At 68.8% G+C, this 19,946-nt stretch carries 20 protein-coding genes; 8 read left to right on the top strand and 12 right to left on the bottom strand.

The annotated features are described in order from the left end of the window. Positions 1–30 precede the first annotated feature (30 nt). Positions 31–2,583 carry a cytochrome P450 gene (locus ACFXHE_RS23560; protein ID WP_379386223.1) on the top strand — a complete coding sequence of 851 codons (2,553 nt, stop codon included), beginning with the start codon at positions 31–33 and terminating at the stop codon, positions 2,581–2,583. A 12-nt stretch (positions 2,584–2,595) separates the two neighbouring features. Here ACFXHE_RS23560 and ACFXHE_RS23555 read toward each other — a convergent pair whose 3' ends face one another. After that, positions 2,596–3,813, bottom strand: a complete 1,218-nt coding sequence (locus ACFXHE_RS23555) for a cytochrome P450 (RefSeq protein ID WP_379386221.1) — start codon at positions 3,811–3,813, stop codon at positions 2,596–2,598. A 99-nt stretch (positions 3,814–3,912) separates the two neighbouring features. Between ACFXHE_RS23555 and ACFXHE_RS23550 the strand changes: the two genes are divergently transcribed. The 3 genes from ACFXHE_RS23550 to ACFXHE_RS23540 are packed head-to-tail and all read left to right on the top strand — an operon-like array spanning position 3,913 to position 5,518. Then, positions 3,913–4,338 carry a hypothetical protein gene (locus tag ACFXHE_RS23550; protein ID WP_379386219.1) on the top strand — a complete coding sequence of 142 codons (426 nt, stop codon included), beginning with the start codon at positions 3,913–3,915 and terminating at the stop codon, positions 4,336–4,338. Next, entirely contained in the window at positions 4,332–4,559 is a 228-nt protein-coding gene (locus ACFXHE_RS23545; RefSeq protein ID WP_040857236.1) for a helix-turn-helix transcriptional regulator, read from the top strand. The genes ACFXHE_RS23550 and ACFXHE_RS23545 overlap by 7 nt, the downstream gene beginning before the upstream one ends. After that, the gene (locus ACFXHE_RS23540) at positions 4,556–5,518 is read left to right on the top strand and encodes an NAD(P)-dependent alcohol dehydrogenase (RefSeq protein ID WP_379386217.1); all 963 of its coding nucleotides are present in this window, start codon (positions 4,556–4,558) and stop codon (positions 5,516–5,518) included. The genes ACFXHE_RS23545 and ACFXHE_RS23540 overlap by 4 nt, the downstream gene beginning before the upstream one ends. 75 nt (positions 5,519–5,593) lie before the next feature. On the opposite strand, the gene merB is transcribed toward ACFXHE_RS23540, so the two are convergent. The 3 genes from merB to ACFXHE_RS23525 form a co-directional block, all read right to left on the bottom strand. Beyond that, on the bottom strand, positions 5,594–6,154 hold the full coding sequence (gene merB, locus ACFXHE_RS23535; RefSeq protein WP_379386215.1) for an organomercurial lyase: 561 nt from the start codon (positions 6,152–6,154) through the stop codon (positions 5,594–5,596). Further along, positions 6,151–6,555: a MerR family transcriptional regulator gene (locus tag ACFXHE_RS23530; protein WP_379386213.1), complete on the bottom strand. Its 405-nt coding sequence runs from the start codon at positions 6,553–6,555 to the stop codon at positions 6,151–6,153. Before ACFXHE_RS23530 ends, merB begins: the two co-directional genes overlap by 4 nt. Positions 6,556–6,654: 99 nt before the next feature. Then, positions 6,655–7,494: an alpha/beta fold hydrolase gene (locus ACFXHE_RS23525; protein ID WP_379386211.1), complete on the bottom strand. Its 840-nt coding sequence runs from the start codon at positions 7,492–7,494 to the stop codon at positions 6,655–6,657. A 109-nt stretch (positions 7,495–7,603) separates the two neighbouring features. Here ACFXHE_RS23525 and ACFXHE_RS23520 point away from each other — a divergent pair, with 109 nt between their 5' ends. Then, positions 7,604–8,575, top strand: coding sequence for a helix-turn-helix transcriptional regulator (locus tag ACFXHE_RS23520; RefSeq protein ID WP_379386209.1), 972 nt, complete (start codon positions 7,604–7,606; stop codon positions 8,573–8,575). Here the strand turns inward: ACFXHE_RS23520 and ACFXHE_RS23515 are convergent. The 3 genes from ACFXHE_RS23515 to ACFXHE_RS23505 form a co-directional block, all read right to left on the bottom strand. Then, on the bottom strand, positions 8,566–9,141 hold the full coding sequence (locus tag ACFXHE_RS23515; RefSeq protein WP_379386207.1) for a TetR/AcrR family transcriptional regulator: 576 nt from the start codon (positions 9,139–9,141) through the stop codon (positions 8,566–8,568). The two genes, ACFXHE_RS23520 and ACFXHE_RS23515, sit on opposite strands and share 10 nt — an antisense overlap. A gap of 116 nt (positions 9,142–9,257) precedes the next feature. Further along, positions 9,258–9,845 carry a Uma2 family endonuclease gene (locus ACFXHE_RS23510; protein ID WP_379386205.1) on the bottom strand — a complete coding sequence of 196 codons (588 nt, stop codon included), beginning with the start codon at positions 9,843–9,845 and terminating at the stop codon, positions 9,258–9,260. A 103-nt stretch (positions 9,846–9,948) separates the two neighbouring features. After that, entirely contained in the window at positions 9,949–12,132 is a 2,184-nt protein-coding gene (locus ACFXHE_RS23505) for a malate synthase G (RefSeq protein WP_379386204.1), read from the bottom strand. A 183-nt stretch (positions 12,133–12,315) separates the two neighbouring features. Between ACFXHE_RS23505 and ACFXHE_RS23500 the strand changes: the two genes are divergently transcribed. The 3 genes from ACFXHE_RS23500 to ACFXHE_RS23490 are packed head-to-tail and all read left to right on the top strand — an operon-like array spanning position 12,316 to position 14,992. Next, positions 12,316–13,062: an SDR family NAD(P)-dependent oxidoreductase gene (locus ACFXHE_RS23500; protein ID WP_379386202.1), complete on the top strand. Its 747-nt coding sequence runs from the start codon at positions 12,316–12,318 to the stop codon at positions 13,060–13,062. Continuing rightward, complete coding sequence (locus tag ACFXHE_RS23495) at positions 13,059–13,700, top strand: TetR/AcrR family transcriptional regulator (RefSeq protein ID WP_379386200.1); 642 nt, start codon at positions 13,059–13,061, stop codon at positions 13,698–13,700. The genes ACFXHE_RS23500 and ACFXHE_RS23495 overlap by 4 nt, the downstream gene beginning before the upstream one ends. A gap of 2 nt (positions 13,701–13,702) precedes the next feature. Next, positions 13,703–14,992, top strand: a complete 1,290-nt coding sequence (locus ACFXHE_RS23490) for an acyl-CoA dehydrogenase family protein (protein ID WP_379386198.1) — start codon at positions 13,703–13,705, stop codon at positions 14,990–14,992. Between the two features lie 67 nt (positions 14,993–15,059). On the opposite strand, the gene ACFXHE_RS23485 is transcribed toward ACFXHE_RS23490, so the two are convergent. The 5 genes from ACFXHE_RS23485 to ACFXHE_RS23465 form a co-directional block, all read right to left on the bottom strand. Then, positions 15,060–15,563, bottom strand: a complete 504-nt coding sequence (locus ACFXHE_RS23485) for a DUF4231 domain-containing protein (protein ID WP_379386197.1) — start codon at positions 15,561–15,563, stop codon at positions 15,060–15,062. A 101-nt stretch (positions 15,564–15,664) separates the two neighbouring features. After that, positions 15,665–16,387 carry a PaaI family thioesterase gene (locus ACFXHE_RS23480; protein ID WP_379386196.1) on the bottom strand — a complete coding sequence of 241 codons (723 nt, stop codon included), beginning with the start codon at positions 16,385–16,387 and terminating at the stop codon, positions 15,665–15,667. A gap of 184 nt (positions 16,388–16,571) precedes the next feature. After that, positions 16,572–17,570: an adenylate/guanylate cyclase domain-containing protein gene (locus tag ACFXHE_RS23475; RefSeq protein ID WP_379386194.1), complete on the bottom strand. Its 999-nt coding sequence runs from the start codon at positions 17,568–17,570 to the stop codon at positions 16,572–16,574. A 132-nt stretch (positions 17,571–17,702) separates the two neighbouring features. Beyond that, positions 17,703–18,287 (bottom strand): DUF305 domain-containing protein, encoded by a 585-nt coding sequence (locus ACFXHE_RS23470; RefSeq protein WP_379386418.1) that lies wholly within the window; start codon positions 18,285–18,287, stop codon positions 17,703–17,705. Positions 18,288–18,358: 71 nt separating this feature from the next. Beyond that, positions 18,359–19,936: an LVIVD repeat-containing protein gene (locus ACFXHE_RS23465; protein ID WP_379386192.1), complete on the bottom strand. Its 1,578-nt coding sequence runs from the start codon at positions 19,934–19,936 to the stop codon at positions 18,359–18,361. Positions 19,937–19,946: the final 10 nt, after the last annotated feature.

Raw genomic sequence — 19,946 nt, 5'->3', positions numbered from 1 at the left:
TGAGGGGCGGCGCTGCGTAGGGTTGCGCTGATGCACATCGCCATGTTCGTGGACTACCATCCGGCCTCGCTCGGCGGGGTGCAGACCGCCGTCACCGGGCTGCGCCGCGGACTCGAACGCGCCGGGCACCGGATCACCGTGTTCACCGTGCCCGATCCGGCGGCCGCGCCGGACCCGGATGTCGTTGCGCTGCAACCGCTGCCGGTTCCTGCCGTGAACGGATTCGCGGTCGTCGCACCGACCCGGCGCAATGCCGCGCTCATCGACGCCGAATTCGCCGCTCGGGGGCCGATCGATATCGTGCACACCCAGAGCACCTACGGCGTCGCCATCGCGGGCATGAAAGCGGCACGGCGGCACCGGATTCCGCTCGTGCACACCGCGCAGAGCCGCGACGACGCCTTCATCGAGCACACCTCGCCGGCGCCCTACGCCACCGCCCTGGCGCTGCGCGGGTTGCACGGCCGCTGGGTGCCGCACGAGCATCACATGCCGCACCGGGCCGGGGAATCGGCCGCCGCCCGGCACGCCTGGTGGACGATCAGCGGGCAGGCCCAGGCCGCCGACCAGGTGATCGCGCCGACCCGGCACTTCGCCGACCTGCTGCTCGCGCACGGGCTCACCCGCCCGATCACCGTGGTGTCCAACGGCGTCGACGACGCGCTGCTCGACGCGCGCACCGCCGTGACTCGCCCCGCGGACGGGCCGCTACGGCTGGTGTGGTGCGGGCGGCTGTCGGGGGAGAAGCGGCTGCTGGAAGCCATCGAGGCGGTGCGGCGCACCGACAACTGCGTGCTCGACATCTACGGCGAGGGCGACCTGCACGGCGCGGCCGTCGGCCGCATCGTGGAACGGCGGCTCGGGGAGCGAATCCGGTTGCACGGCAGAGTGAGCCAGGCCGCCTGCCTCGACGCCATGGCCGCGGCCGACGCACTGCTGTTCCCCTCCAACGGATTCGACACCCAGGGCATGGTGCTGCTCGAGGCCACCGCCGTCGGACTGCCGGTGGTGTACTGCGATCCCGATCTCGCCGAATCGGTGCCCGCGGGCATCCGGTCGGCGGATCCGTCGGTCGAGGCGCTGAGCGAGACCCTCGCCAAGCTGGCGGCGGACCGCTCGGTGCTCGCCGACCTGCGGGCGCAACTGGCGGGTCAGGTCGACACCGTGCGCCAATCGCACCAGATCGCACGGGTATTGGAGGTCTACCGGGACGCCGGTGCCGGGTTGGCCGCCGCGCCGCCGCCCGTCATGCCGCGGAGCCTGGCGGACATCCCCACCGCCCCGGGCAGTGTGCCGGTGCTCGGGCACAGTCTGCGCGCGCTCACCGACGCACCCGGCTTCGTGACCTCGCTGCCCGCGCTCGGGCCGATCGTGCGCGTGCACTTCGGCCGCCAGACCGGCTACGTGCTCACCACCCCGGACCTGCTGCGCGAGGTCAATCTCAGCGACGCCGAATTCGAGCGGGAGGACCTGCGCGAGGCCATCGACGATATCGCGGGCGGGGCCGTCAATGTGCTGCGCGGGCCCGAACACCGGTTGCGCCGCCGCATGATCTCGCCCGCGCTACGGCAGAGCAGGCTGGCCGAATATGCCGAAGCCGCAGCCGATATCGCCAATGCCTGGGCCGCAGGACTGCCGGTCGGTCAGCGGGTGAATCTCATGGACGAGGCGCACGGGCTGGTGCTCGACACCGTGTCGGCGACCCTGTTCACGGCCGACTTCGGCGACAGCGCACGCCGCGAGATCCGTGACAGTGTGCCGTGGCTGCTCAGCCAGGTCATCGTGCGCACCGCACTGCCGCCGCAGCTGCGCAGGCTGCGGGTCATCGCGAACTACCGGTGGCGCAGCAAGTCCCGCCACCTGCGCGCCGCCGTGGGGGCGGTGGTGAGCGAATACCGCAGGCGCGACGAGGATTTCAACGATGTGGTGTCGGCGCTCATCCGGCACACCGACAGCGAGACCGGAGCGCGGCTGTCCGACGACCACATCATCGACGAGGCCATCCTCATGCTCGCCGGCGGTGTCGGATCCATGGCGTCGCTGACCGGGTGGCTGTGGCACGAGGTCAGCCTGCGACCGGCCATCGCCGAACGCCTGTACTCGGAATTGGACGCCGTGGTCGGCACCGGTGAGGTGCGGCCCGAACACCTGGCCGCCATGCCGTACCTGAAACAGGTCGTCTCCGAGACCATTCGATTCTGGGGGCCCTGGATCAGCGCCGCCAACGCCAGCGCCGACCTGACCATCGGGGATGTCACCATTCCGGCGGGGGCTGCGATCATGTTCAGCCCCTACATGGTTCAGCACGACCCGCGCTGGTTCACCCACCCCGAATCCTTCGATCCGGAACGCTGGTCCGCCGAGAACGCCGCCGACACCGCCAAGAAGGCGATGATCTCCTTCGGCGTCGGCCGCCGTCGCTGCCTCGGCGACCACTTCGCCATGCTCGAGATCGCGCTGGCCTCCGCGGCACTGCTGTCCCGCTGGCGGATCACCCCGGTGCCGGGCCACCGGGTGCGGGCCTCCAATCGGGACTTCGTGCTCTCGCCGTCGGCGCTGCCGGTCACCCTGCGGGCCCGCTGACCCCGGCGGGTACTACAGCAGCACCGGCAGCTCGTGTAGCCCGTGCATGAGGGTGCTCGGATGCCAGGCGAGCGCCTCGGCGGTGGGCGAGAGGCGCAGGTCCGGGAACCGGGACAGCAATGCGGCGAAGGCGACCCGCGCTTCCAGGCGGGCCAGCGGGGCGCCGACACAGAAGTGGATACCGTGGCCGAAGGCCAGATGGCCGGTGGTGTCGCGGGCGGGGTCCAGGGCGTCGGGGGCCGGATAGCGGTCGGCGTCGCGGTTGGCGGCGGCCAATGCGACGAAGACGAATTCGCCCTCGGGGATGTCCGTGCCCGCGATGGTGACCGGTTCGGTCGTGTGCCGGATGGTGCTCATGTTCACCGGACCGTCGAAGCGCAGGAATTCCTCCACCGCAGCGGGAATCGCCTCGGGGTCGGCGCGCAGGGCCTGCAGCTGCGCCGGATTGCGGAGCAGGGCGAGGGTGCCGTTGGCGATCAGATTGACGGTGGTGTCGTGCCCGGCGACCAGCAGCAGGAAGGCCATGCCGACCTGCTCGGACTCGGTGAGGGCATCGCCGTCGTCGGCGGGGACGGCCAGCGCGGACAGCAGATCGGCGGCGGGTTCCACTGCCTTCGCCCGCACCAGCTGGGTGAGGTAGGCCGCCATGGCCTCGGAGGCGCGGGCCCGGTCCTCGTCCAGGCCCGCGACCGCGACCAGCGCCCGGGTCCACTCCTGGAAGTCGGCGCGATCGCCGAGCGGAACACCGAGCAGCTCGCAGATCACCGTGATCGGCAGCGGCTCGGCGAATTCGCGCAGCAGGTCCACCTCGGAGCGGCCCTCCAGGGCATCCAGCAGCGAGCCGGTGATCTCCTCGATACGCGGGCCCAGCGCGGCCACCCGGCGCGGGGTGAAGGCCCGGGTCACCAGCTTCCGCAGCCGGGTGTGCCCGGGCGGATCGGTATTGAGCATGTGGGACAGCAGTGCGAGCACATTCGGATCCGACTGCGGCACACCGCGTTTGCGGCTGAGCAGTGCGTCGCTGACCGCGGCCGCCTTCTGCAGGCGCGGATCGGACAGTGCGGCCCGGCCCGCGGCGTAATCGAGGATGACCCAGCGGATCACTCCGTCGGGAAACCGGACTCGCCGCACCGGCCCGTGCTCGCGCCAGCACCGGTAGTGGGCGTGCGGATCGGCGAAGAACTCCGGGCTGATGGATTCGATCCGGTCCGGGGCTTCGATGTCGGCCATACCGCGACCCTAGTCGATGGAATGGCTTGCGGCGAACGGCAATTCGTCGCGATGTAAAAAATTCTGTACATCGAGTCGTGTTTTCTTTACACTCGGTGCATGCCCTACGAGGAGAAGCGAACCTGGATCCTGGGTGTCGCGGCCGTGGTCTCGTACGTGATCTATCTGATCGTCGTGCTGGCGCGTGCGCGGCACACCGCGGTGGCGGACGTGGCCTATGTCGCGCCGCTGCTGTGGGCGGTCGGCGGGTCCATCGTGGTCTCGATCGTGGCCAGCATCGCCGTGGCGATCGGGTCCCGGGATCGGGACCGGCGGGATCAGCGCGACCGTGAAATCGATATGCGTGGAACGCAGGCCGGCAATGCCTTCGTCGTGCTCGGTGCGGTCACCGCGCTGGTACTGGCCATGGCCAAAGGCGACCGGTTCTGGATCGCCAATGCGATTTACCTGGGCTTCACGCTCTCCGCGGTGGTGGGCGCGGTAGCCAAGCTCGTCGCCTACCGGCGGGGGACCTGGCCATGGTGAAGCCGACCAGGGTCACCAACAACATTCGCGCGCTGCGCTTCTCGCACGGCGAGATGACACAGGCCGAACTGGCGGATCGGCTCGGGGTGACCCGGCAGACCGTCAATGCCATCGAGCAGGGCAAGTACTCGCCATCGCTGGAGATGGCGTTCCAGATCGCCCGGGTGTTCCGTGCACCACTGGACGAGATCTTCGAGTATCCGGAAGAAGACCAGCCATGAAGGCTATTGCGCAGGACGCCTACGGCACCGTCGACATGCTGTCCTACACCGACATTCCCACGCCCGACACCGGACAGGACGGCGTGCTCGTCCGCGTGCGCGCCGCGGGCGTGGATCCCAGCGTCTGGCATTTCATGACCGGCGAGCCGCGGATCGCCCGGCTGGCGCTCGGGCTGCGCGCGCCCCGGGAACGGGTCCGCGGCTGGGATGTCGCGGGCATCGTGGAAGCGGTCGGGCCGCAGGTGACCGAATTCCGGACCGGCGACGAGGTTTTCGGCACCGTCCCCGGCTCATTCGCCGAATTCGCCTGCGCCCCGGCCATGAAACTCCAGCGTAAACCCGTCAATCTGAGCTTCGAACAAGCCGCGGCCCTGCCGATCTCCGGCATGACCGCCCTCACCGGCCTGCGCGACGCGGGCCGCATCGAGGCCGGTCAGCGCGTGCTGATCATCGGCGCGGCCGGCGGCGTCGGCCACCTCGCGGTCCAGCTCGCCAAGCACTACGGCACCGAGGTCACCGGCGTCTGCTCGGGCGCGTCCACCGCCTTCGTCACCGACCTCGGCGCCGACCACGTCATCGACTACACCACCGAAACCCTCACCGGTCATTACGATCTCATCCTCGACATGGCCGGAAACCGCCCCCTCCCATTGCTGCGCTCGCTCCTCACCGCCACCGGCACCCTGGTCCTCGGCGGCGGCGAAGGCGGCGGCCGCTGGTTCGGCGGCCTCGGCCGCTCCCTCCGCGCCCAACTCCTCTCACCCTTCACCCGCCACCGCCTGCGCTCGCTCCTGACCCTCCCCAAACCCGAAACCCTGTGCACCCTGGCCGAACTCGCCACCGCAGGCGCGCTGACTCCCCGCATCGACCGAACCTTCGCCCTCCCCGAAGCCACCGCCGCCATCACGCACCTGGCCGCCGGACACTCCACGGGCAAGTCCGTGATCGTGGTCAGCTGACGCGGAGACGAGCGAACCCCTCCGCCGAGTGCGGCGAGGGGTTCGGCGAGCGATATGGGTTGGCGCAAAGGTGAATCAGCGCTGGAGCTGGGTGCCGAAGATGTCGTTGCCGAGTCGGTGGGCGGCAGGCAGATCGAGGATGGTGCCGTCGAGGTGGAGATGGGCGTCGGCCCAGCGCTGGGCGGTGTCGCGGTCGGTGAAGAAGTTGAGGTCGTTGCAGCAGGAGTCGGCGGAGGGGCCCTCGCCTGCTCGGGCGCCGAGGAACACGACCGTGGTGTCCGGGGGTGCGCAGCAGTCGCCGGTAGCCCGGGAGTCCTCCGGCGTACCGATCGGCTCGAGCCGCAGAGCCGTGCGGAGAGCGCCGACCGACGGGGCGCCGTCCATGCCGCCGGACTCGGAGCGGTACAGGCGGCACGAGACGCTCGGTACCTGCCCCGGCACAGCGAACGGGTCGACCCCGTCGACCAGCAGCGTCGGCGACCCGGTCATGCCCGCCGCGGCCGCTTCGTCCGGGTCGTCGATGATGCGGTGCGTGATCTCGAAGACCATCGGATGGCCCGCCGTCGCCTGCCGGATGCGATCCTCCAGCACCGCTACGTTCGGGCAGTCCGGAACCTGCAGAATCTCGAGCTTCACGACCGATCTCCCTTCTCGTGCAAGGTCTCCAGCAATGAGCAGCAGCGGTCCTCGCGCGGGCGCTCGCAGGTCGCCACCAGCTCGGCCAGCGATCGCCGCATGCGTTGCAGGTCGGCGATGCGCTCGGCGAGCAGGGCCATCCTCGACTCGGCCAGCTCCCGCGCCGTGTCACAGTCCTCGGGGCCGCCCGCGGCGAGCTGCAGCAGGACCTCGACCTCGTCCAGGCTGAACCCGTGATCCTGCGCCCGCTTGACGAATCGGACCGTCGCCACCGCGTCCGCGGGATACGCGCGATACCCGCCCGTCGAACGCGGCGGCTCCGCCAGCAGACCTCGCCGCTCGTAATACCGCAGGGTCTGCACGTTCACGCCCGCGCGGGCGGCCACCTCACTGCTGCGCATAGCGCCATTCTCAACCCTGTACTCGGGTACAGAGTCAAGGGTGAGCCGCGGCTGCCGGATCGGTGGGGAGTGGGCGGCAGCCGGGCTGGACCGACTTCGCTACGCCGAGGCGGGAACCGGGGACTTCGCGAAGGCGAGGAGGTCGCGGGTCAGGCGTTCCGGGTGGGTCAGGTAGAGGCCGTGGGGGGCGTTTTCGTAGATGACGAGCTCGCTGTCCGGGACGAGTGCGGCTTGCCGGCGGCCGCCGAAATCGAGTGAGATCGAGGCGTCGGAGTCGCCGTGGATGATCAATGTCGGGACGGTGATGGTGCGCATTTCGGCGCGGAAGTCCGTTTCGACCACTGCGCGGTTGCATTCGAGGGTCGCCCGGATCGATGTTCCCGCAATGGATTGCAGGACGCGGTCGCGGGCGATCGCGGAGACTTCGCAGCCGGGCAGGCCGGCGCCGATGTAGGGGTCGGCATTGTCGGTGAGCCAGCGGTCCTGATGGTGGTGCCAGGAATCGCGGAGGGCATCGGCGGCCGCGCGCGGGGCGCCGTCCGGGTTGTCGTCGGTGGCCAGCAGGAACGGCAGTGCGGCCGCCACCAGTGCGATGCGATCCACCCGGGCGCTGCCGTGGCGGGTCAGATAGCGGACGATCTCGCCGCCGCCCATGGAATGGCCGACCAGCAGGAGATCGCACAGGTCCAGGTGGTCGATCAGGTCGGCGACATCATCGGCGAGGGTGTCGTAGTCGTAGCCGTGGCCCGGATCGTCGGAGCGGCCGTGGCCGCGGCGGTCCAGGGCGATGGTGCGGTAGCCGCGCCCGGCCAGATCGGCCATCACACCGCGCGGTTCGGTGCTGTCCATCCCGGCCGCCGCCAGGAACAGCACCGGGCGGCCGGTGCCCCAATCGCGGTAGAACAGCGAGGTGCCGGTGCGGGTTTCGACGAAAGGCATTGCGGTGTCTCCTCATTCGATGGTCGGACGGGGTCCGTTCGGAACGAGGAGGACAGTATGTCGGCTCCACTGACATCTAGTGTCAGTGGATTCGGGCAGAATTTTCGATATGCGCGCCAGCCGTCTCATGTCGATCCTGTTGCTGTTGCAGACACGCGACCGGGTCACCGCCCAGGAGATCGCCGGCCAGCTGGAAGTCTCGATCCGCACCGTCTACCGCGACATGGAATCCCTCTCCGCCGCCGGCATCCCCGTCTACGGCGATCCGGGCCACGACGGTGGCTACCGCCTCCTCGACGGCTTCCGCGCGAAACTCGAGCTGCTGACCACCGACGAGGCCGGATCCCTGTTCTTCGCCGGACTCCCCAGCGCCGCAGCAGATCTCGGACTCGGAGCGATCGTCACCGCCGCCAACCTCAAGGTCATGTCCGCCCTGCCCCCGGAACTCCGCGACCGGGCGGGCCGCGTCGCCGAACGCTTCCACCTCGACGCCCCCGGCTGGTACAGCGAAGCCGAGCCGACGCCCCACCTCACCACCGTCGCCGACGCCGTCTGGAACGAACGCGCCCTGCGCTTCACCTACATCCGCTGGGCCACACCACATCTGGTCACCCGCACCACCGAACCCCTCGGCCTGGTCCTCAAATCCGGCAACTGGTACCTCGTGGGCCATACCGCCACCGACCTGCGCACGTACCGCATCTCCCGGATCATGGAACTCGAGGTCCTCCCCGAACCCGTATCCCGCCCACCCGGCTTCGAGCTCGCCGCCTACTGGGCCGCCTACCTGGAATCCTTCGACCAACGCCGCCACCACCATTCGGTCCTGATCCGGCTCACCGCCGAGACCTTCGACCGGCTACCGGAACTCCTGGACCCCGCCACCGCGCAGGCAGCGTGCGACTCGGCCACCGACCCCACCCCTACCGGGCACCGCGACATCCGCCTCCCCATCGAATCCACCGACCGCGCGATCCCCGACCTGCTCCGCCTCGGCGCGGGTGCGGAAGTCCTCGCCCCCGAAGACCTCCGCCACCGCATCGCCACCGAAACGGCCGCCATGGCCCGCCGCTACGTATAGGACGGCCAGTTCGACAACGTCTGGTGCAGCGCTTCGACAATGTGGGGCCAGGAGTCGCCGGGGGAGCGTGAGTGGGCGAAGCCACCGGCCGACTCGAGCGTGGCGAATCCGTGAAAGGTACTGCGCAGCAGGCGAGCCGCGTCCAGCCCCTCGGATTCCCCCAATCCGTACCCGCGCAGGAGCGCCGCCGTCAGCTCGACACTGCGCAGCAGCGCCGGCTCACCCGCCACCTCGGCCGGATCCATCCGAATCTGCGTGGCCGCATAGCGTTCCGGATACTCGAGCACATAGGACCGATACGCATCGGCGAACGCCACCAACGCCTCCCTCCCGGAACGACCGAGAACCGCCGCCCCGATCCGCTCGTTCAGTTCCCCACTGGCCAGCAGCGCCACCCGCACCCGTAAATCCTGCAACCCCCGCACATGCACATACAAACTCGGATCCTTCACCCCCACCCGCTTGGCCAGCGCCGACAGCGTGAGCTTCTCGAACCCGATCTCATCGACCAGTTCAGCCGCCGCCCCGACCACCCGGTCCGTCGTCAACCCAACCCGCGGAGACATCCGCCCTCCTTCCTACGCCCACTAAGCCAAAACCTAGCATCCATAGGAACAATCGAAATCGGTCCGGCGGCGCGCTGTTTCCATCGGGGTGCTTCGGCCGTCCTGTCGCGGAATCGTCAGGAAAAGTCGGTCAAGCGGGAGAGCGGGAAGGAGATCGGGAACGGGTCGGAGACCTCGAGGACGTCCGCTTCCTCGAAAATGATCGGTTCTCCGTAGGAGGAGCCGTCGAGGCGTCGGATCTGGATTCGTGGACGTGGATCGAAATCGACGAGCCAGTACTGAGCGATTCCGGTCCGAGCGTATTCGATCACCTTGCGGCCGCGGTCTTCTCGTTCGCTGCCCGAACCGCGTGACACGATCTCGATCGCCACCTGGACGTCGCCGCCGGGGATCAGGGAAAGTCCGAGATCGTAGACAGTACGCGCAGCAGCTGCGCTCACGATGGCGACATCGGGCTTCCGTGCGCCTGACGGCGTGGAAATATCCATCGGGGCTTGGACATAAACGTCAGCTCCGAATTCCTCGGCCGCACGTTCCAGGATGCGCGTCAAGAGCTTTGCGAGGTGGTCGTGGCGAAAACTTGGCGACAATTCGATCAGCCAGCCATCGACGAGTTCGTGTGCCTTGCCCTCATCGGGCAGGCCGTGCAGATCTTCCACCGTGTACGGCCCGTAGCCGTACCCGTCCTCGATGGCGGCACTCACCGGCTCCTGTCCTTTCGTCAGGGAACTTCCGCCAGTCTAAGGCGAATCCCCGATCGACAATTGTCGACCGGGGATTCGGTTCGTGAGGTGGAGCGGATGGGTCCTACACGGACTTGTTGAAGGCCTTGGCCTCGCGGCGGCGGCGGTGCAGGATGGGCTCGGTGTAGCCGTTGGGCTGCTTGGTGCCCTCGAGGACCAGTTCCTTCGCGGCCTGGAAGGCGATGGAAGCGTTGAAGTCCGGGGCCATGGGGAAGTACGACGAGTCGCCGGCGTTCTGGCGGTCGACGACGGGGGCCATGCGCTCGAGGGAGGCGATGACGTCGGCTTCGGTGACGATGCCGTGGCGCAGCCAGTTGGCCATCAGCTGGCTGGAGATGCGCAGGGTGGCGCGGTCCTCCATGAGGCCGATGTCCTTGATGTCGGGCACCTTCGAGCAGCCGACGCCCTGGTCGATCCAGCGCACCACGTAGCCGAGGATGCCCTGCGAGTTGTTGTTCAGCTCCTGCTGGATCTCCTCGGCGGACCAGTCGGTATTCGGGGCGAGCGGGATCTCGAGGATCTCGTCGACGGTGGCGCGCGGGCCGCCCTTGGCGATCTCGGCCTGCCGCTTGAACACGTCCACCAGGTGGTAGTGGGTGGCGTGCAGGGTGGCGGCGGTGGGCGAGGGCACCCAGGCGGTGTTGGCGCCGGACTTCGGGTGGCCGATCTTCTGGACCAGCATCTCGGCCATCAGATCGGGCATGGCCCACATGCCCTTACCGATCTGCGCCTTGCCGGGCAGGCCGGTGGCCAGGCCGGTGTCGACGTTCCAGTCCTCGTAGGACTTGATCCACTGCTGGGCCTTCATCTCGGCCTTGCGGACCATCGGCCCGGCCTCCATGGAGGTGTGGATCTCGTCGCCGGTGCGGTCCAGGAAGCCGGTGTTGATGAAGACCACGCGGTCCTTGGCGGCGAAGATGGACGCCTTCAGGTTCACCGTGGTGCGGCGCTCCTCGTCCATGATGCCGACCTTGAGGGTGTTGACCGGCAGGCCCACGACCTCTTCGACGCGGCCGAACAGCTCGTTGGTGAAGGCCACCTCGTCCGGGCCGTGCATCTTCGGCTTCACGATGTAGATCGAGCCGGTGCGGGTGTTCTTCAGCTGGGTCTCGCCATTGAGAGCGTGCTTGGCGATCAGGACGGTGATCAGGCCGTCCATGATGCCCTCGGGCACCTCGTTGCCGGCGGCGTCGATGATCGCGTCGGAGGTCATCAGGTGACCCACGTTGCGCACGAACAGCAGCGAACGGCCGTGCAGCACAAGCTCACTGCCGTCGAGAGCGGTGTACACGCGGTCCGGGTTCATGGTGCGGGTGAAGGTCTTGCCGACCTTCGACACCTGCTCGGCCAGATCGCCCTTCATCAGGCCCAGCCAGTTGTGGTAGCAGAGGACCTTGTCCTCGGCGTCCACGGCCGCGACCGAGTCCTCGAAGTCCATGATCGTGGTGACCGCGGACTCCAGCACCACGTCCTTGACGCCCGCGGTGTCGGTGGAACCGATCGGGGAGGCCGGGTCGATCTGGATCTCGATGTGCAGGCCGTTGTGCTTCAGCAGCACCGAGGTCGGGTTGGCGGGGTCGCCCAGGTAGCCCACCAGCGCGTCGTTGTCGGCCAGGCCGATCTCGGTGCCGTCCTCGAGGCCGACCACGAGCTCGCCGTCCTCGATCGAGTACTTGGTGGAGCCGACGTGCGAGCCGGTGATCAGCGGCACGGCGTCGTCGAGGAAGTTGCGGGCCCACTCGATGACCTTGTCACCGCGGACCTTGTTGTAGCCCGAACCCTTCTCCGCGCCATTGGCCTCGGAGATGGCGTCGGTGCCGTACAGGGCGTCGTACAGCGAGCCCCAGCGCGCGTTCGCGGCATTGATGGCGAAGCGGGCGTTCATCACCGGCACGACCAGCTGCGGTCCCGCCTGGGTGGCGATTTCGGCGTCCACGTTCTCGGTGCCGATCTGGAAGTCGGCCGGTTCGGGACGGAGATAGCCGATCTCGGTGAGGAACTGCTTGTAGGCAGCCTTGTCGTAGCCTGCGCCCGGGTTCGCGCGGTGCCACTCGTCGATCTTGGCTTGGATGTCGTCGCGTTCCGCCAGCAGTGCGCGGTTGCGGGGAGCGAGGTCATTGATGACGGCCTCGGCACCCGACCAGAACGCGGCGGAATCAACACCGGTGCCGGGAAGGGCCTCGTTCTCCACGAAATCGTGGAGCACCTTGGCAACCTGCAGCCCGCCGACCTGAATCCGCTCTGTCATCTACTGCCTCATTTCGAGAAGCCGGGTGGAAAAAGTACGGGCGTCATATTACTCGCGGTTACCGGGCGGTATTTCACGGCCTCGGGGTTGAGGCCTCGAACGATGGGGGTTGATTGTATCGATCGGTACATTTAATGTACTGGTTGGAATATTTTCCGGCCGCTCGGAGCGAAGGTGCGATTCATGGGAAAACCCTTGTCCGGCAAGGTCTCTGTGGTGACCGGCGGCAGTCGCGGGCTCGGGCGCGAGATGGTGCTGGCGCTCGCGGCGGCCGGGTCCGATGTCGTCATCGCCAGCCGCAAGCTCGGGGCATGTGAGGAACTAGCCTCCGAGGTGCGCGCGCAGACCGGGCAGCGGGCGCTGGCGGTGGCCTGCAATGTGGGCGACTGGGAGCAGTGCGAGACGCTCGCCGAGGCCGCCTACGGCGAGTTCGGGACGGTCGACGTGCTGGTCAACAATGCCGGGATGTCCCTGCTCTATCCCAGCTTGGACCAGGTTTCCGAGGCCATGTTCGACAAGGTGATCGCCACCAATCTGAAGGGGCCCTTCCGGCTCGCGGCGCTTCTCGGCGCGCGCATGGCCGCGGCGGGCGGCGGATCGATCGTGAATATATCTTCGATCGAGGCCGCGCATCCCGAACCGCTGGCGGTGCCCTACGCCGCCGCGAAGGCCGGTCTCGAGGCCCTGACCGTGGGGTTGGCGCACACCTACGGGCCGTCGGTGCGGGTGAATACGATCCGCTGCGGCCCCTTCGACACCGATATCGCCAAGGCGTGGCCCCCGCAGATGCGCGCCGAACTGGCCCGGCACACCGCCCTCGGCCGGATCGGGGTGCCCGCCGACATCGCGGGGGCGGTGCTGTTCCTCGCCTCCGACGCCTCCGCCTACTGCACCGGCGCGACCCTGGCCCTGGATGGTGGATTCCGATGACCGCCGCCGTCCCGGCCCGTCGCCGCGGCCGCCCGCCCGCGTCGGCGAGCGGGCCGGGGGAGACCCGGGAGCGGATCGTGCGCGCGGCGCTGGAACTGTTCTCGGAGCAGGGTTTCCACGGCACCGGCGTCGCCGAGATCGGGGAACGGGCCGATGTGCAGCGCGGGGCGCTGTACTACCACATCGGATCCAAGGAGGAGCTGCTGTGGCAGATCCTCGCCGACTACACCCGGCTCATGCTGGCCGAGGCCGAGCAGATCGCGGACGGCCCCGACTATCCGATCACCAAGCTGCGCAAGCTGATCCACAGCCACGTCCGGCTGATCATCGACAATCGCCGGGCCGTGGCCATCCAGCTGCGCGATGTCACCGCGCTGACCGGCGAACGGGCGCGGGAGCTGCAAGAGCTGCGCGACCGCCTGCAAGCGCTGTGGCAGCAGGTCATCGACGCCGGCCGGGCCGCGGGCGTGCTGCGCACCGACGACCACGTGGTCACCAACGGCGTGCTGGGCATGCTCAATTCGGTCACCTTCTGGTACCGGCCCGACGGGCAGCACGCCCCCGACGAGATCGCCGACATTCTCTGCACCACCGTCCTGGACGGACTCATCCAACCGCGCAAGAGCACGAAAGGCTGATCATGGCTTGGGATTTCGAGACGGACCCGGAATACCAGAAGAAACTGGACTGGGTCGCGGAGTTCGTCAGGACCGAGGTGGAACCTCTGGACCTGCTCTACCCCAACCCCTACGACCGTCGGAACCCGGAGATCCGGGCGCTCATGAAACCGTTGCAGGAGAAGGTGAAACAGCAGCAGCTGTGGGCCTGCCACCTGGGACCCGAGCTGGGCGGCCCGGGCTACGGGCAGCTGAAGCTGGCCCTGCTCAACGAGATGCTGGGCACGTCCCTGTGGGCCCCGCTCGTCTTCGGCTGTCAGGCACCGGATTCCGGTAACGCCGAGATCCTGGCCCACTTCGGCACGCCCGAGCAGAAGGCGAAATATCTGCAGCCTCTGCTCGATGGCGAGATCGGCTCGTGCTACGTCATGACCGAGCCGACCGGCGGTTCGGACCCGACGGCCTTCCGGACCCGCGCGGTGCGCGAGGGCCAGGAGTGGGTCATCAACGGCGAGAAGTGGTTCAACTCCGCCGCCGAATTCGCCGCCTTCCACATCGTCATGGCGGTGACCGATCCGGACGCGCCGCCGCATCAGCGGCTGTCGATGTTCATCGTGCCCGCTGACGCCCCCGGTCTCGAGATCGTGCGGAACTTCACCGTCCCCGGTTTCAGCGAGCACGAGGCCCACCTGCGTTTCACCGACGTGCGCATTCCGGCGGACGCGCTGCTGGGTGCGGAGGGCCTCGGCTTCGTCGTGGCCCAGACCCGCCTGGGCGGCGGCCGCGTCCACCACGCCATGCGTACGGTCGCGCTGGTGCGCAAGGCCTTCGACATGATGTGCGAGCGGGCGGTGTCGCGGCCGATGGGCAAAGGCGTGCTCGGTGGCAAGCAGCTGACCCAGGAGAAGATCGCCGAATCCTGGATCGAAATGGAGCAGTTCCGGCTGCTGGTGCTGCGCACCGCCTGGCGCATCGACAAGGAACAGGACTACCGCAAGGTCCGCCACGACATCGCCGCGATCAAGGTGGCCATGCCCAAGGTCATGCACGACATCGCCCAGCGTGCCATGCATCTGCACGGCGCCATCGGCGTCAGCACCGATCTGCCGTTCCTCGACATGATGAACTACGCCCAGGTGATGGCCATCGCCGACGGGCCGACGGAGGTGCACAAGATCACCTTGGCGAAGGAGGTCCTGAAGACCTACGCGCCCGCAGATCCGGTCTACCCCAGCGGTTTCCGGCCCGCCCTGCGCGAGCAGGCGCGTCAGCTGGTGGCCGACCGGCTCGAGCACACCGTCGGAAACCTGTAGCCCGTCCGATCCAATGGCCCACGGACGAGGGTGATCCGGTGCCTCTCGCCCGCGGGCTGTTCGGCGATCAGGGTGCCGGCGTGGGTTCGTCGATGGTCTTGACGTAGTCGTCCACGTAGGTGGAGAGGATCTGCTCGACACTGAGCAGGAACTTGGTGGCGTTCGCGGCGGTGGGGCCACCGGTGTAATCGCCCGCGCCGGCGACGAAGCGCCAGCCTTCGGAGAGCAGCAACTGCTGGGTGCGCCGGTTGGTCGCCACCCGCTGGTCGGCGTGGAAGATGGCGGCGCTGCCGGTGGCCACCACGGCCACTCCGCCGGCGAAGGCGGTGGACGCGCGGATGAGCGAGCCCTCGAATCCGGCCAGGCCCGTCACCACAGCGCTGGCGACAATCGCGATGAAGCGGAGAATCTGCCCCCAGCTGCGGAATCGGCCGGTGAGGTGGCCGGTGTTGGTGACCTCGCGGGCGTAGGTGCTGGTCCAGAAATCGTGGAACGCAGGGCCGACGACATTCCAGTCGATGACCGCTGCCATGGCGTCGGTTTGGGCCTGGGGCGACGAAGATCCTGCCACCCGGTCAGTGTGGCACGCGTACCGTTGCCGCGCTCACCGGTTGCGGCGAGTCCGCCTCGCGGCCAACGATATCGGCGGCGCGGCGCGCCCGGCGAGTCGGCTCAGCCCTGGCGCGGTTCGATCCAGAGCGCTTCGGACAGGGCACACAGTTCGCCGTCGGCGGTCGAGAGCGCCACGCCGACCGTGTGTTTGCGGCCGTCGCGCGCCACCACCCAGGCGTGCGAGATGTAGTCGGCCCCGGCGTACATCGGTCGCAGCTGTTGCGAAGTCATGGCGGCGGTGAACGCGCCGCTGCCCATTCGCGAGAAGACGAACGCGGCGCGGCCGCCCGGGCAGTCGAGCGCCGACCAGACCACCTCGGGCGGAAGCTCCCCGGACTCGTCGCCGAGCCCGGCGTCGGGGGTCCAGGCGGCGGCCATCATCTGCTCACCGGGCAGCTCCGACGGGAACAGCAGCAGCCCGCGGCCCGGCTCGCAGGCCAGCCCGCAGCCGTAGCAGTCGGTGACCGTCCGATCACCCGACAATCCCAGTTCGACAGCGGATTTCGCCACCGCCCAGGAGGGCGCGGGCCGCCGGTCGAGGGTGAGCGCCGCGGGCGCGGCCTCGACCAGCAGAGTGTCGTCGGTGGCGGTGAAGGCGACGCGGCCGTCGCCGGGGCGGGAGAGCAGGATCGGGGTGTCGACCGTGACGGCGCGCCGGAAGTCGACGCGCACGGTGTCGGCGCCGGCCTGAGCGGCCAGCAATCCCGCGAGGTAGCCACCGAACGCGATCTCCGGATAACCGTGGATATGCGTCGGAATGGTGAGCGCCTCGGCCCGAGTCATGCTGACAGTCAACCTCTCCCGGCCGGTCGGCCGATCATCCCTTGACCATACCCACGGCAGGCCGGGGCGCAGCCGGTGAAATTTCCCACTCTCGGCGAGCGATGACGAGGCCGGGCATCGGCCGGAACAGCCGAGGTTCGGGCGGGGATCACCGGGCCCGGCCGGCTGCGGCGGAGCGGTCGGGCTAGCGGCGCTTGCGCTCGCGGACCAGGTGGGAACGCAAGCGGGAGAAGCCCTTGACCCGCACGCTGCGCAGACGGCGGATCGTCAGCTCATCGTCGCCGTCGAGTTCGGCTGCCGCGCCGTCGTCGACCAGGACCGTGCCGGGGCGGGCCACACCGGTGAGCCGGGCGGCCACATTGACGACCGTGCCGTAGAGGTCGCCGAAGCGGGTCAGAACGGGTCCGTAGGCCAGGCCCACCCGGATCTGGGGCATCTCCGGAATCGTCTGGGCCGCACGGGTGATCGCCGTATTGAGGTCCAGCCCGATGCGGGCGCCGGCGCGGGCGTCCTCGGCGGCGAACATCACCTCGTCGCCGACATTCTTGATCACCCAGCCGCCGTGCGCGGTGATCACCTCGGTGGTCGCGGACTCGAAGGTCTCCAGCAGTTCGGTCAGCTCGTCGGGGTCGAGGTGGCGGGACAGGCGGGTGTAGCCGACCATATCGGCAAAGCCGACCAGCAGGTGGCGGGTGGCTCCGCCGGAGGCGAGCGAACGGGTCAGCGCTGCGGCCATGTGCCGTTGCCAGGCGTAGTCCTGCAATTCGGCGAGGACCGCGATAGCCTGTTCGGTGGCCTCCCGGCCCGCCTCGGGCCGCCCGGCGCCCGCCGCGATCCGGCCGCCGATCTCGCGGGTGATCAGATCCGCCTGCCATTCGGCGAGCCGTGCCATCGCCTGACCCAGCGTCCGGGCGGCGGCGATCTGATTCTGCTCGTCCGCGATCGAAGCCTGGTCCAGGCTGGTGAAGGCGCGAATCGCGGCGACATCGTTGTCGGTGAACGCCACCTCGTCGTCGCTGGCCGCGGCCGGAAAGCCCAGCGCCACCCAGAGCTTGCGGGCCCGGTCGGCGGGCACACCGGACAGCTCGGCCACCTGCGCGCGGGTGTACCGGCGCGGGCCGCCGAGCAACGACCGTTCGACCACCGCGTCGACCGCCTCGGTCAGGCCACCAGATTCGATCATGCCGCCAGTACAGCACATCGAGTGACGGAGACACGGGCGTCCCGCGACAGCGTCCGATTCCGCCAGTCGAGCCGTGAAGACTCCAAAACCGTTGCGGCCGTGGGCGACAGGCCACACCTCGGTTTCCGCACCTCAGGACAGGGGCTGGGCGTCGCGCTGCGCGAGCATGATCGTCATCAGCCCCGATTCCTGCGACTGGGCCGTGATCATGCCCCGCGCGGCCTCCTTCACCGGACCCGACGCGAGCAGCCGATCGGCCGCCTGCGCCATGGCCACGCCGCCGCGGTGGTGGCGCAGCATGAGCTGCAAGAAGAGGACCTCGGCGGCCTTGCCGCGGGCGGCGGCCAGCGAGTCGAGTTCGGCCTCGGTGGCCATGCCGGGCATGGAGGTGCCGTTCGTACTGGTCATGGTCGGCATCGAATGGTTGTGCGCGGCAGCCGCATCCGCCGTCATCCACGCCATCGGATGGGTGGAGTCCGGGGAGGCGTTGGCCAGGCGCAGCCAGCCGAGCATGGTGCCGATCTCCATGCGCTGGGCATCGGCGATCTGCTGGGCCAGCCGGCGCACGGTGGGATCGACCCCGGAATCCAAGCGCTGCACCATGATCAGCGCCTGCTCGTGATGGGCGGTCATGTCCTGGCTGAAGCCGATCTCGACCCGGCTGAGCACCGGTGGCGCGGAACGGCTCTCGGGAATCAGCAGTGGGCGCAGCAGCATCCCGGCCGCCAGCAGGGCGAGGGCGAGCGTTGTGATCGCCACCGGCCGGACCCGAGCGCCCGGGCGAGCCGTCACGATCCCACCACGGACTGCTGGTCGGCGGGCGGGGTGTACACGTCGTCGGCGAGCTGCAACACCATGAAGCCGTTGTCATTGCAGGTGGCCCACAACTGGTTGCCGTGCCACTCCGGCGGGGAGAAGCACCAGTCGGTGGACAGGTCACCGAAGGCGACCATGCCGGACCGCGACGAGAGCGCCTTGTTCGGATCGAACTTGCCCTCCAGCACCGCCCGCGCCGCCGACGGGAACTCCATCACCGGGACGCCGATGAGCGAGGCCAGGGCGTGCGGGGAGTTCCACAGCTCCAGGTTCCGGCCCTTGCGGGCGGGCGGATTGAAGTACGCGATCTCCTTGGCGTGGAACGGATCCCGCACATCGAACACCCGGATGCCGGATTCCTCCCAGCCGCAGGCCAGCGCGGTCGGATTCTCGGGCCGATCGGCGGCGCAGTAGTGGGCGTCGTAGGAGAACACCGAGCCGCCCATGGCCGAGGCCAGCATGGAATCCTGATGCTCGGGCAGGTTGATCTCCAGCTTGATCTTGGCCGCGACCGTCGGGTTGGTCTCGTCGGAGATATCGATGAGCTTCACCCCGCCCGCGCCGCCCTCGTCCACGGTGAACAGGTACGGCTTGCCGTCATAGGTGACCGGAATGCTGTGCTGCGTCGCCCAGCCATCGGTCCAGAACACCCGTCCCAGATGGTTGACCTGCGGGTTCGGATCCCGGCGCTGTACCGCGCTGATGTCCAGCACGGTGAAACCGGCCAGTGCGGACAGGTACATGCGGTTGCCGTCCGGGCTGATCCCGAAGCCGTGCGCCTCGATGCCGGTGAGGCCCTGCCAGATCACGCGTGGATTCGCCGGGTCGGTCAGGTCGACCGCGCTGACGAAACCGGGCGCGATGCCCGAGGCCCAGTAGGTCCGGCCGTCCGGGGAGAACCCGCCCTCGTGGGTCGTGATCGGCAGTGGCATCAGCAGATTCGTGCCCGCACCGGTATTGAGCAGTCGCGGGTGCGCGCAGTCGGAGATGTCGTAGACCGACAGGAACCCGGCGCCCTCGCCGACCGGAACGCCGGTGCCCACCAGCAGCTTTCGCTCGGCATTGACCTTGAGCGATTCCCACGTTCCGGCGAGCATGGCGGGCTCGGTGAGGCTTCCGGTCACCACCGGGTCCGCCGGATCCGACACATCCAGCACCTGCACGCCCTGCGCGGGTCCGAGAATATTGCCCGGGAACATCGACCCGGTGTAGGAGCAGTGGTCGTAGGTCGCCGAGGTGATCCCCGCGCCCCTGCCCACATAGCCGCCGACGAACGACAGATTGCACCGATACCCCAGCGTGCTGCGCCCGCTGTTGCGATCCTCGGCCGGAACATCGCCCTGCAGACCGGTTTCCGGCAGCGCATCGTCCCCGCAGTCCGCCCGCGGCACCGAGGTGCGTCCGACATCCAGGAACTGTTGCACCTGATTCGCGATGTCGGACTGCAGATCCGCCGTCGCACCCTGCATCGGCAGCAGGGCCGCCCCCAGCAGCGTCACCGCCAGCACCGCCGCCGGCTTGGACCGGCGCACGCCCGTGAACCGCATCATTGCGGTTACC

The sequence above is a fragment of the Nocardia sp. NPDC059229 genome (assembly GCF_042754165.1).
Classification (GTDB): Bacteria; Actinomycetota; Actinomycetes; order Mycobacteriales; family Mycobacteriaceae; genus Nocardia.
Note: the sequence above shows the minus strand (reverse complement) of the source record. Positions and strands in the feature narration are given on the sequence as shown.

Bases quoted from the DNA above. Each gene is read 5' to 3' on its own strand.
- ACFXHE_RS23560 (WP_379386223.1), top strand. From the start codon at position 31: ATGCACATCGCCATGTTCGTGGACTACCATCCGGCCTCGCTCGGCGGG.
- ACFXHE_RS23555 (WP_379386221.1), bottom strand. From the start codon at position 3,813: ATGGCCGACATCGAAGCCCCGGACCGGATCGAATCCATCAGCCCGGAG.
- ACFXHE_RS23550 (WP_379386219.1), top strand. From the start codon at position 3,913: ATGCCCTACGAGGAGAAGCGAACCTGGATCCTGGGTGTCGCGGCCGTG.
- ACFXHE_RS23545 (WP_040857236.1), top strand. From the start codon at position 4,332: ATGGTGAAGCCGACCAGGGTCACCAACAACATTCGCGCGCTGCGCTTC.
- ACFXHE_RS23540 (WP_379386217.1), top strand. From the start codon at position 4,556: ATGAAGGCTATTGCGCAGGACGCCTACGGCACCGTCGACATGCTGTCC.
- ACFXHE_RS23530 (WP_379386213.1), bottom strand. From the start codon at position 6,555: ATGCGCAGCAGTGAGGTGGCCGCCCGCGCGGGCGTGAACGTGCAGACC.
- ACFXHE_RS23525 (WP_379386211.1), bottom strand. From the start codon at position 7,494: ATGCCTTTCGTCGAAACCCGCACCGGCACCTCGCTGTTCTACCGCGAT.
- ACFXHE_RS23520 (WP_379386209.1), top strand. From the start codon at position 7,604: ATGCGCGCCAGCCGTCTCATGTCGATCCTGTTGCTGTTGCAGACACGC.
- ACFXHE_RS23515 (WP_379386207.1), bottom strand. From the start codon at position 9,141: ATGTCTCCGCGGGTTGGGTTGACGACGGACCGGGTGGTCGGGGCGGCG.
- ACFXHE_RS23505 (WP_379386204.1), bottom strand. From the start codon at position 12,132: ATGACAGAGCGGATTCAGGTCGGCGGGCTGCAGGTTGCCAAGGTGCTC.
- ACFXHE_RS23500 (WP_379386202.1), top strand. From the start codon at position 12,316: ATGGGAAAACCCTTGTCCGGCAAGGTCTCTGTGGTGACCGGCGGCAGT.
- ACFXHE_RS23495 (WP_379386200.1), top strand. From the start codon at position 13,059: ATGACCGCCGCCGTCCCGGCCCGTCGCCGCGGCCGCCCGCCCGCGTCG.
- ACFXHE_RS23490 (WP_379386198.1), top strand. From the start codon at position 13,703: ATGGCTTGGGATTTCGAGACGGACCCGGAATACCAGAAGAAACTGGAC.
- ACFXHE_RS23480 (WP_379386196.1), bottom strand. From the start codon at position 16,387: ATGACTCGGGCCGAGGCGCTCACCATTCCGACGCATATCCACGGTTAT.
- ACFXHE_RS23475 (WP_379386194.1), bottom strand. From the start codon at position 17,570: ATGATCGAATCTGGTGGCCTGACCGAGGCGGTCGACGCGGTGGTCGAA.
- ACFXHE_RS23470 (WP_379386418.1), bottom strand. From the start codon at position 18,287: ATGCTGCTGCGCCCACTGCTGATTCCCGAGAGCCGTTCCGCGCCACCG.
- ACFXHE_RS23465 (WP_379386192.1), bottom strand. From the start codon at position 19,936: ATGATGCGGTTCACGGGCGTGCGCCGGTCCAAGCCGGCGGCGGTGCTG.